The organism is Peribacillus sp. YIM B13472 (assembly GCF_042788005.1).
Lineage (GTDB): Bacteria > Bacillota > Bacilli > Bacillales > DSM-1321 > Peribacillus > Peribacillus simplex_E.
Window position 1 is genome coordinate 1 of sequence record NZ_JBHZPG010000066.1, and the last position, 7,609, is coordinate 7,609.

A 7,609-nucleotide genomic window follows, 5' to 3' on the forward strand; every position below is an offset into this window, starting at 1 on the left:
GGTGCCAAAGGGAAAAAAGGATCGAAAGATGATAAAGCCTCCGCCGAGTCAGTGCAAACCCAGGAGCTCTCGGAACCAAAAGGCCATAAAGGTCCTCATGAAGAAGGAGAATCTGCGGGAACCGGTGAGGTGAAACAGGGCAAAGGTGCCAAAGGGAAAAAAGGGCCGAAAAAAAAATAGCATCAAAAAGGGAACTATGGGTTTAATTTTTAAGTAAAAGGGGTTTTAACCTTTTGAGCCTCTCGATTTCTTTCTTTTGGAAGGTATCCCCCAATCGCATCACGCCCACAGACATTTTTGAAGTTATGAGCTGTCAATCAAGACAGCTCTTTCGTTATTCAATTAACACCCGTTGGTCTTCTTTGGCATTGTCGTTTTTTGGAGTTAGAGAAGTTTATTTTAATGGTAGTTTAAAACAGACTATTTTGGTTTGGTTGGGAAAATAAATTGAATTAGTGATTTCAACTAATACTTCAGGCGTAAAAACATATGCTCTTTCTAAGTTTCTCATTGTGTTTCATCATTAATGTAGTTGTAAGAACCACTTAAGGAAACCGTAAATATTGTGAAAGCTGCTTAAACTATCCTACCCCTTTAATGACTTAAGAATGGCCTAAGCAACCTCCCTTATCGAAGTGAAGATTAGTTTCATTATTTACATATGTTGTGTGTGAAAAGCAGTATTACTTATTAAATAAATTCATTTTGGAAAAGTATATACTATTCCCTAAGAGCGAATACCCGCTGCATTAAAACAAAATTGAATTGGACCAAAAGACAGGAGATAATTCTAATATAAAACCCAGCGGGCTTAATTATAGGCACTAAAAATTGGACAGATTGTTAAGGTAGTAAAGTTCAATTTTAAAGTTTGCCAGAAAATATTACAATATAATTTCTCAACTTCATATTACATCCAATTATATCCTTTTTATATTTATATCTTCTTGGTAAAAAACATAAGTCATGGATATGTTGAAAACCAACTTTCTGGTTCTGTGGCGGAGACCCACATTGATGCTACCTATTTTCTGAGATCTTTCGTTTCATTAATACCTCATTTCCGTACATATCTCCCCAATCTCGCATAAGGTTAATAATAGGTTTTAATGTTTCCCCAAAGGGAGTAAGAGAATATTCAACTTTTGGAGGAATCTCTCGATAAATTTCACGATGTACAATTACCATCCTGTTCCAATTCCCGAAGTTGTAACGTTATCATACGTTTTGTGGTATAGGGCATAAGTCTCCCTAACTCGTTAAAACGTTTAGGGCCGGAAATTAAGTTATATAATATGATCCCTTTCCATTTGCCTACTATCACATCTACTGTAACTGCAACAGGACAAGCAGTGGTATCAGGGCACTTTTCCGTTTTAAAGTCCTTCATATTGACACCCCAATCTTTTAAGTATCAAATTGTATACTATATTACAAATTTTATCCTATTCAACAAAAATGTACGTACTTTTAATTTTATATTATATAAAGTATCATTGGTTTTGCAAGAGAAGACTAAATATTCGTTCTTTTCATACTATTGATCATTAAAGATGTTACTAAAAAAGTCTGATGGTAATGTCCCCGGTGCATTCATCCTTAACATGAATAGGTGATGAGACATTTTCCCAAAAAATAAATAGGAGTGACTAAAGTGAAAGCTCAAATTATTCAATCTTTTGGTGAACCATCCGTATTTCAATTTAAAGAGATTTCAAAACCTGAACTAAAACCTGGACATGTACTTATTCAAGTCAAGGCTACAAGTGTAAATCCCATTGATACGAAAGTCCGTGCTGGTGCAGTTCCAGCCGTTGCCCCCGAGTTTCCGGCAGTATTACATGGAGATGTTGCAGGTTTGGTATCTGCAGTGGGTGAAGGAGTAACTAAGTTTAAAGTTGGCGATGAAGTGTTTGGATGCGCGGGAGGTTTTAGAGGGACTGGCGGTGCACTTGCAGAGTTTATGCTAGCAGATGTCGATTTACTTGCTCACAAACCGAAAAATTTGACGATGGAAGAAGCCGCTGCATTACCATTGGTTGCCATTACTGCATGGGAAGCATTGTTCAATCGGGCAAATCTTGTCCCTGGACAGGATATACTGATCCATGCAGCAACCGGCGGTGTAGGACACATTGCCATTCAACTGGCCAAATGGAGAGGCGCCACAGTCTATACAACTGCCTCTTCGCAAGAGAAGCTGGAGATTGGCACGCGCCTTGGTGCAGATGTAACTATTAACTATCGAGAAGAAAGCGTTCACGACTATGTACGGAAATATACAGACGGAAAAGGATTTGACGTTGTGTTTGACACGGTAGGAGGAGAAAACCTTGATCGCTCCTTTGAGGCGGCCGCTGTACATGGAACGGTAGCAGCCATTGCTGCCCGTTCGACCCATGACCTCTCCCCAGTGCATTCAAAGGGACTTTCTCTGCATGTTACCTTTATGTTGTTGAAGATATTAAACAAGGACATGCATAAGCATTATGGAGAAATTTTGAAGAAAGTTGCTCGGCTGGTTGAAGAAGAGCAGCTGCGTCCGCTTGTGGATCCAAACACGTTTACGTTTGATGAGGTTTCAAAAGCCCATGAGTACATGGAGTCAGGCAAGGCGATAGGAAAAATAGTTTTGAAAAATAATTGGTAATATTATATAAACAATCAAATGCCTCAACCTTATGTTCAAATAGACGGTACAGCGAGATTCTCTTTAAGATTCTCACTGTACCGTCTGCTTTTATTTTTAATTACAGTAAAAACCAATAGGGTGCTCCGATTTCCCAACTTTCACGAACGTTTTTTCCTGATCAATGTGTAAGCCATGGATTTTAAGAGTTATCTCACCTTCTCGCCATTTCTTCACCCACCAGACAGCTATACCATTCAAAAAAAGTCTTCAAGATGACTATTCATACCCCATCATTGGTTTTAAACCATGACTTTCAACAATTGGGCGAGAATATCAGGTCCTTGCTACTTGTATCATTGCTTTTCCCTATTCTTCTGATGTAATGATGCTGCTTAACATATCATCAAAATGTTGGGGGTACCTGCCGAATGCTTGACTGTTCGGTTTGAGCTTTCCATTCTCCCTGACGGAACTCTTTTTCCCACTTCGAAACCACAATACAAGCGAGAACATGTCCAGGAGTATTACAAGCAGTACGTGCCATATCCAGCACACGGTCAATTCCTGCAATAATGGCGACACCTTCTGCCGGAAGCCCTACTGCTGAGGCGGTAGCTAAAAGGACAACCAGCGAACCGGATGGAACAGCAGCAATTCCTTTTGAGGTTGCAACAAGAACCCCCATTACAATCAACTGTTGGCCAAAATCCATCGGGATGCCATATGCTTGTGCCAAGAAAATAGAGCAAACAGAAAGGTACAATGTCGAACCATCACAATTCAGTGATAGCCCAGAAGGAATAACGAATGAAACAACACGTTTCGAACAACCGTATGCTTCCATTCGATCCATTAACTGAGGCAGAATGGTTTCCGTACTTGTTGTAGAAAAAGCGATAAGGAACAAATCCCATACCATTCGAAACACTTTAAAGTAAGAAATCTTCAAGAACCAAGCAATTATTGGAAACAGACCGAAAATTACAATAGCAAGCCCAAGATACACAACCCCAATCAACTTTGCCATAGGGATTAAAAGGGCAATGCCATACTGACCTACAGAGGCTGCCATGAGGGAGAGTACACCAATCGGTGCGGTTACCATGACCATTTGTGTCAGTTTAAACATGATATTTGCAACTGATTCCATAAACTTCATTGCCGGCTCTGACTTTTTGCCAATTGCTCCAGCAGCTGCACCAAATAAAATAGCGAAGAATATAACAGCTAATAAATCACTTTTTGCCATCGCATCAACAATGTTGCTTGGAATGATGTTAACAAGCATCGTTTTAAAATCGACAACCTTGGTAACGCTTTCATTTAATTGTGTGATATCCTTTTGAGCAAGGTGGGACAGATTAAGCCCGGCACCAGGCTTTAAAACGTTAACAAGTATAAGACCTATACCAAGAATCAGAGTGGTAATAAATTCAAACCAAATAATTGTTTTAAGTCCTAATGAACCCATTTTTTTCATGTTTCCGTCGCCTGATGACCCAATGACAATAGTGGTGAAAACAATAGGCACAACAATCATTTTGATAAGATGAATAAAAGCGTCGCCAATTGGTCTTAAGGATTGGCCAAGTGCAGGAAAAAAATGTCCGATAAGTGCTCCAATAAACAATGCTATTAATACTTGAAAAGCAAAAAACTTTTTCATATGTTGCCCTCCCTGAACGAAAGATTAATAGCCTCATCACACAATATGCCAATAAATAGATCATTCCATTCTCAATTCTACAATTCCATAGACAACCTCCCATTTAAAAAAATTTGTAAATATACCAATAACTGTATCATTTTTTCGCGTTTCAGTAAAATACTGAATTACTATAAAGTTATAAGAATAAATTATTAATCCCGTTTACATCTTTTATTGTTCCTTTATCAGCTAACGCACCCGTTAAAAGGTACATTTCTATTGCAGAATGAGAACAATATCTTAAACATGTATAACCCCGTCCTAAAATTAGGACAGGGTTAACATAAAGCTGTTTAATTGTTGATAAAAACACTTCACCCAACTTAAAACAAACCAATAAAGTCGTTTAGAACTAGGTTACATTTATTTCTACATAAAGTTACTGCTGCAATATCTGAATAAGGTTGCCGCATGTATCGTCGAAGACAGCTATTGTGACTTCACCCATTTTTGTCGGCTCCATAGTAAACTTCACGCCGTTTTCCAATAATCGTTTGTACTCTTTATGAATATCTGATACGCCAAACATTGTCGCCGGGATGCCCTCGGCAAATATCTTCTTTTGATACTCCTGTGCGGCAGGATGCTCATTCGGTTCGAGTAAAAGCTCGGTACCGTCATGAGCTTCGGGAGAAACAAGCGTAATCCACCTGAATTTCCCCATGGGAACGTCATGCTTTTTTACAAATCCCAGCTTTTCTGAATAAAATTCCAGTGCCTTGTCTTGGTCTTGTACAAATATGCTGGTAACAATGATTTTCATAATGTTTAGCCTCCTTTGATATTTGTGATGCATGGTGCTGTGCTAACAATCCGGCTGCAAACAAAACGGACCCACACATTTGTCAGAAGTCTTGTTCCGATTTTATAAAATTACTCTATCCATCCTTTTAGCAAATTTTTAAGTGGTTCGTTGTTGAATATAACTACTCGATACTTTCCCTTTCGTTTTGATTTTACGAGCCCTGCATCTTCCAATACAGAAAGATGTTTAGCTATCGCTTGTCGCGAAATGGAAATGTCGTGCTTCATAATGAGACGTACCGTAAGTTCATACAACGTCAGCTCGTTGCGTTCGGATAGTTCGTCTAATATAAGCCGCCGAGTCGAGTCTCCAAGTGCTTTGAATATAGCGTCTTTGTCCCAATTCATATATCAAGAATAAGCAACTCTACGGTTGCTTGTCAAGAACAAGCAACTGTATGGTTGCATGATAAAGGAACCGTATCATGCAATCTTAACAAGGTAAAGTCACATAATTGTAGTTTGAACCATTATAGAAATATAATTTCAACAAAAAAGTGCATTAATCCTCATTGGATCATCACACTAGTTAAAATTTTAAGCACCCGCCCCGTTAACTCCATAAGAAAAAGGCTGCCGCAGCAACCCTTGTTAATGAAGTAAAGCACCTGTTAGTTAATAATCCGGTTTAAATTTGAAAGGATTGCATCAAACATTCTTCATCATCTATAATTTTCTTTTTTTCCTCAAAATCTATATTCAGCGCACTAAAAATCTTTCTCCAAAAAATAACGGCAGGAATATTCTTGGCTAATTCAACAACAAAGTAGCAACCCTTTTTTTGTTCAAACAATTGCTTTAATAATGCAATGGCAATACCCTTTCTTCTATATTTTTTCAAAATAAAAATATCATTAATGCTGTAATCATATTCCTTATTTAAAAACGGCCTTTCCAAGAGTAATAAAAACCCTACAATTGTCTTATCTTTTTTCAAAAAATATGGTGTTAACCCTTCCCTCTTCCAAATTAATTCAAATGAATCAAATTCAAATGAACCATCTGATGATATATCTAAACCCTCGGTATACTCCGAAAGGTCATGTAAATAAAGGGAATATAAATTCTTAAGAATATGCCTTTCATCTGTGGAAATTTGATTTAATGAAACAGTCATTGTTATACCTCTTTTACAATTAATCAAATCTCTTAATAATTTCGACATAAACTTTCTTTTGTCCTTCATGAACTATCCTGCCCCGATAGTTGCATACAAAAAAGCTGCCTTAAAGACAGCTCCGATCTTCAGCTACGCACCCGTTAGTTCAAATTAATATATTTCTTTTTAAAAGCCAAATTACAAAAATAATAAATATTGAACAGTCACACATGGAAATAAGCTTAATAAACTACAAAAATACTAATTTTTAATAACTACTTTCTCACTAAATATTTGTTTTAAACATCATTCCTAATTCAACTAGTCTGCCCTACAGCCGTAATTTTGCAAGTTGAAATTGCAAATCTAACTATTGTATCAGGACTTATTGGTAAAGTACCTAACACTATGCCAAGACCTGTTTGTTCCACGTTAAACTCTGCTGCAATAGAACCATTATTTGCTAAAAGATTCACTGTAGAACCGATAAGTGTATTCAGCAATTGTCTAATTGGTCGTTCACGACACTCACATTCGCACCCAGAATCAACAGGTGGCAACAAATTGATAGTTGGTCCTGGAGGTAAAAATCCTACCCCTGTTACATCAGAAATATTTACCACAAAAGTTGTCGCTCCATCTGTAACAGTAACTAAAAAATCATTCACTTCAATAATAGTGAATAAAAAAAAGAGAGGAGGTACATTTGGTGCGTCTGCAATAGTGCCAAGAATTACAGTTTGCCCAACAAGTTGTTGTAAAACGTTCTGCATAGGAAAAACACAGCAATCACATAGACAACCTTCAACTACTCCTGGAGGTCCTTGAGGTCCTTGAGGTCCTGGAACTCCTTGAGGTCCTGGAATTCCTTGAGGTCCTGGAGGTCCTGGAACTCCTTGAGGTCCTTGAGGTCCTGGAACTCCTTGAGGTCCTTGAGGTCCTCGTAGTCCTCGGGGCCCTTGAATTCCTGGAACTCCTTTATCTCCTTTATCTCCTTTATCTCCTTTGGACCCTTGATGAACAGGGGGACAACAACAGATCCTATTGAAACAGCGAGGACAGCAAAAATTAGAATTAGATGACATAAAATTCACCTCCTTCTAAATAATATATTTTTGTTTTTTAATATTGCGCGACTGTTTGTCCATATAGTTGTAACTAAATAGAAAAATATACCTTTAACCAGCGTTCCGATCTTGTTCCGGAATTAAGTTTCTCCCTGGATGAATTGCTGAGCTAGTTTCGCAATATGTGTCTTATGCGAAACATTGGACCATCTTTCCTTGTTCAACTATCCTGCCCCGATAGTTCCATAAGAAACTTCTATGGCGGCCATCCTCGCCGCCACCATCTACTACGAAAATCT

At 38.0% G+C, this 7,609-nt stretch carries 7 protein-coding genes and 1 pseudogene; 2 read left to right on the forward strand and 6 right to left on the reverse strand.

The genetic code is table 11. The features are described from left to right. Positions 1 to 180 (forward strand): hypothetical protein (locus ACFX4I_RS26030; protein WP_377424104.1); only part of this gene is annotated, 180 nt, incomplete at its 5' end. A gap of 840 nt (positions 181 to 1,020) precedes the next feature. Here ACFX4I_RS26030 and ACFX4I_RS26035 read toward each other — a convergent pair. Further along, a pseudogene (locus tag ACFX4I_RS26035) lies at positions 1,021 to 1,390 on the reverse strand (winged helix-turn-helix transcriptional regulator). Between the two features lie 264 nt (positions 1,391 to 1,654). On the opposite strand from ACFX4I_RS26035, the gene ACFX4I_RS26040 reads away from it, so the two are divergent. Beyond that, complete coding sequence (locus ACFX4I_RS26040) at positions 1,655 to 2,650, forward strand: zinc-dependent alcohol dehydrogenase family protein (RefSeq protein WP_377424107.1); 996 nt, start codon at positions 1,655 to 1,657, stop codon at positions 2,648 to 2,650. A gap of 385 nt (positions 2,651 to 3,035) precedes the next feature. Here ACFX4I_RS26040 and ACFX4I_RS26045 read toward each other — a convergent pair whose 3' ends face one another. The 5 genes from ACFX4I_RS26045 to ACFX4I_RS26065 all read right to left on the reverse strand — a co-directional run bounded on the left by ACFX4I_RS26045 (position 3,036) and on the right by ACFX4I_RS26065 (position 7,328). Beyond that, the gene (locus tag ACFX4I_RS26045; protein WP_230302337.1) at positions 3,036 to 4,298 is read right to left on the reverse strand and encodes a dicarboxylate/amino acid:cation symporter; all 1,263 of its coding nucleotides are present in this window, start codon (positions 4,296 to 4,298) and stop codon (positions 3,036 to 3,038) included. A gap of 421 nt (positions 4,299 to 4,719) precedes the next feature. Then, positions 4,720 to 5,103, reverse strand: coding sequence for a VOC family protein (locus tag ACFX4I_RS26050; RefSeq protein ID WP_230302336.1), 384 nt, complete (start codon positions 5,101 to 5,103; stop codon positions 4,720 to 4,722). A gap of 110 nt (positions 5,104 to 5,213) precedes the next feature. Then, positions 5,214 to 5,492, reverse strand: coding sequence for an ArsR/SmtB family transcription factor (locus ACFX4I_RS26055; protein WP_076370470.1), 279 nt, complete (start codon positions 5,490 to 5,492; stop codon positions 5,214 to 5,216). Between the two features lie 280 nt (positions 5,493 to 5,772). Further along, positions 5,773 to 6,261: a GNAT family N-acetyltransferase gene (locus ACFX4I_RS26060; protein ID WP_283932204.1), complete on the reverse strand. Its 489-nt coding sequence runs from the start codon at positions 6,259 to 6,261 to the stop codon at positions 5,773 to 5,775. Between the two features lie 299 nt (positions 6,262 to 6,560). Beyond that, on the reverse strand, positions 6,561 to 7,328 hold the full coding sequence (locus ACFX4I_RS26065; RefSeq protein WP_377424110.1) for a hypothetical protein: 768 nt from the start codon (positions 7,326 to 7,328) through the stop codon (positions 6,561 to 6,563). Between the last annotated feature and the right edge of the window lie 281 nt (positions 7,329 to 7,609).

Excerpts from the sequence above, each read along its gene's own strand:
- ACFX4I_RS26050 (WP_230302336.1), bottom strand. The coding sequence starts at position 5,103 with ATGAAAATCATTGTTACCAGCATATTTGTACAAGACCAAGACAAGGCA.
- ACFX4I_RS26060 (WP_283932204.1), bottom strand. The coding sequence starts at position 6,261 with ATGACTGTTTCATTAAATCAAATTTCCACAGATGAAAGGCATATTCTT.
- ACFX4I_RS26065 (WP_377424110.1), bottom strand. The coding sequence starts at position 7,328 with ATGTCATCTAATTCTAATTTTTGCTGTCCTCGCTGTTTCAATAGGATC.
- ACFX4I_RS26045 (WP_230302337.1), bottom strand. The coding sequence starts at position 4,298 with ATGAAAAAGTTTTTTGCTTTTCAAGTATTAATAGCATTGTTTATTGGA.
- ACFX4I_RS26055 (WP_076370470.1), bottom strand. The coding sequence starts at position 5,492 with ATGAATTGGGACAAAGACGCTATATTCAAAGCACTTGGAGACTCGACT.